The sequence below is a fragment of the Brevundimonas sp. genome, assembly GCF_023259385.1.
Classification (GTDB): domain Bacteria; phylum Pseudomonadota; class Alphaproteobacteria; order Caulobacterales; family Caulobacteraceae; genus Brevundimonas.
The window spans coordinates 1-2,546 of the sequence record NZ_JAHFPF010000349.1 but is presented as its reverse complement, the minus strand read 5'-3'; the positions used below and the strand labels follow the sequence as shown (position 1 = coordinate 2,546).

2 protein-coding genes and 1 pseudogene are annotated in these 2,546 nt (G+C 68.5%); all 3 read right to left on the bottom strand.

Annotation, left to right across the window (positions count from 1 at the left end; genetic code table 11):
• Positions 1-1,326: pseudogene (locus Q0C81_RS18075) on the bottom strand (xylulose 5-phosphate 3-epimerase); the annotation flags it as partial.
• Positions 1,327-1,606: 280 nt separating this feature from the next.
• Positions 1,607-1,732 carry a hypothetical protein gene (locus tag Q0C81_RS18070; protein ID WP_291841195.1) on the bottom strand — a complete coding sequence of 42 codons (126 nt, stop codon included), beginning with the start codon at positions 1,730-1,732 and terminating at the stop codon, positions 1,607-1,609.
• A gap of 319 nt (positions 1,733-2,051) precedes the next feature.
• On the bottom strand, positions 2,052-2,546 hold a 495-nt coding region (locus Q0C81_RS18065; RefSeq protein WP_291841193.1), incomplete at its 5' end, for a pyridoxamine 5'-phosphate oxidase family protein.

Sequence of the window (2,546 nt, the reverse complement as noted above, 5' to 3'; positions counted from 1 at the left end):
GTCGATCGCCTCGGGAACGCCGGGTTCCGGTCGGTTCACCCGGTGGCCAAGCCGGTCGAGCGTACGCCCCATGCCATTGCTGCGAAGCTCGTCGGGATTGCCGAGGCGGACGCGCAGGCCCGGGTTGGCGTCGACGAATTCCACGAACCAGGCGTCGATCGCCTCCATCGGGGACCTCGCCCTGTCCGACCAGTCCGGAATGGGCCGCACGGGCGGCGGCGGCGCCCGCCGCGCGGCCGGATGGCGGCTTTCCAAAGGCCGGCGCTGCAGGTCATGGGTCGTGAGAACCCCCAGGGCGGCGTCGAGCTCGCTTCCCTGCACGAACAGCGTCGCCGCCGCGGCGTTGAACGCCGCCCGCGCCCCCTCGTCCGTTCGGGGATCGCCCTCCAGTGGCAGGTTGTGGGCGCGGTTCGTCCCGGCGCCGGGAAAGCCGAACCCCTTGACCGCCCGCGCGATCACATAGGGCAACGGCGCCGGATAGACCCGGTCGGGATCCGCTGTGAAGCGCTTCAATCGCTCCTCGGAGTCGAGAATGGCCCACGCCACGGCGGCTGGATCGTGACCGTCGATCTGGATCGGGTCGAAACCGTTCAGGCGCAGGTGTCGTTCGAGCCAGCCCGCGCCGCCGTCCTGGGCGATCTCCGTGCGTTCCTCTATGCGCCGCCCGTTGAGGATCATGAGGGGCGTCACCAGGCCGCAGTCTTCCGCCCGCCACCATCGCGGCGACCAGTCGGAGCCGCGCTGCTCTTCGAAGGCGCCGTCGCTGAGGAAGGCGACCAGACTCTCGCCGGCCAGCGGCATATGGACATATTCGAGCTCGGCGAAGCCCAGATAGCCGCCCTCCGAGACGGCCCCGGCCGTGTCCGGCCCGGCATGGCTGCCAAGCGGCGCGGCGGGCCGGCCGTCGGCGCCAATGGCGTAGCTGTAGAAGTCCGAAACGAGCTGGGACAGGCCGGCGTCCGAGCGGCTGTACCGACCCTTTTGCCGGGCAGAGACATCGCCGGTCAGCGCGTTGACCGCCTCGATCGCAGCCACGCAGTGCCCCTGGCCCATGATCCAGGACCGCGTGACGCCGGACAGGGCGTTCGCCAGCAAATAGCCGACGAAGGCCGGGACCATGTTCAGCGAGCCGCCGGTATGGCCCTCCGGCAAGTCCTTGAAGGCTTCCGTCGGCAAGGGCGCTCCGGACAGATCCACCCGGCGTACATAGGTCATGTGCGCCACCAGCCACATGCCGGCGCTCGCCAGCCGATCGGCGGCGGCCACCAGACGGTAGACCGACTCCTCGTCCGGCCAGACGCCTCGGCGCACGAGACGCTGCGCCATGTCCTCGATCCGCGTGACGGTGTCGGCTTGCCGGACCAGAGGCCCATAGCCGGGTTTCCACGTTTCAGCCCAGGTGATCGACACGATAGCGCCTTGCCACGAACAGACGGGCGCCGTGCCCGCTCCGGAGATATGACGCCCGCCCCCCGGAACGCTTACATCTGGCGGATAGACGGCCGACAGGATCACCGGCTCCAGGACCGGCGCCTGCCGCCTGAGTGACCGACCCCGGTCCTGACATCCCGGTTTTCATCGCCCACGCCCGGCGCGCCGCGACAGCTCATGCGCCTGGGTCCATGCGCCTCGCGTCGGCCCGGGACAGCGCAAGGGCCACCACCCACGGCAGGGTGAAGGCCAACAGCAGCCATTTGAAATCGGAGTCGATGGCGAAGTTGGTGACGGCCATGCCGCCGATCGATACCAGCCCCGAGACGGCCGCACCATCGTCGCCCCGGGCCGGGCGGACCGGAAAGTCGTCATCGCGACATGGACGGTCAGCAGACCGGTGGCGAGCATATAGCCCCCCAGCACGCCGAAGACGCGCCGGAGCCACGGGGCCAGCCGGGGCAGGATGTCCTGGATCTGCGCCACGGTGGACCCCATGTATCTGGCGTCTTCAGGCAGCAGCGCCGGTCGCAGGAAGACGAACCAGAGTCCCATGCCGATGAGGATCATTCCCCCCAGGGCGAGCGCACCCGTCGCGAGCGTGCGCAACGTCATCCCGGTCACGGAAGCCGTTCGTCCCGGTGATCGGGCGAGGCTTGACGGTCACCCAGCTCGATCAGATCCGTCTGACCAAAGGATCGGCTGTAGTCCAGAAGCGAGACGATGGTGGGGCGCAGGCGAACGACCGCCACACCCTCCAACACCCCAGCCGGCGCGGGAGGCCCCGGTCGGGGAAACTTCTTCAGAACCAGTCCAGCCACGTTCAACAGCTCCCCGGGGTCCGTAACCCGCTGCGCCACCGCCGCGAGCGAGATCGCCTGGATGGGTTTCGACGTCTCATGCTCGGGGGTGACGGTCGCGGACACCCGGGAGTCCCGGGCGATGTTTTCCAGCTTCTGCGAGTGAAAAGTCGTCCCGAAATAGAGGTCGAGGTCGTCGTTCACGAAACTCACGACCGTCGCCTGCGGCCAGCCGTCTTCACGGACCGTCGCCACGGTCAGGGTGTCTGCCCGGCTGAGAATGGAGAGGATCAACTCCCTCTGTTCAAGGTCCAA

Coding starts and splice junctions, on each gene's coding strand:
- Q0C81_RS18070 (WP_291841195.1), bottom strand. CDS start 1,732: ATGGCCGTCACCAACTTCGCCATCGACTCCGATTTCAAATGGCTGCTG.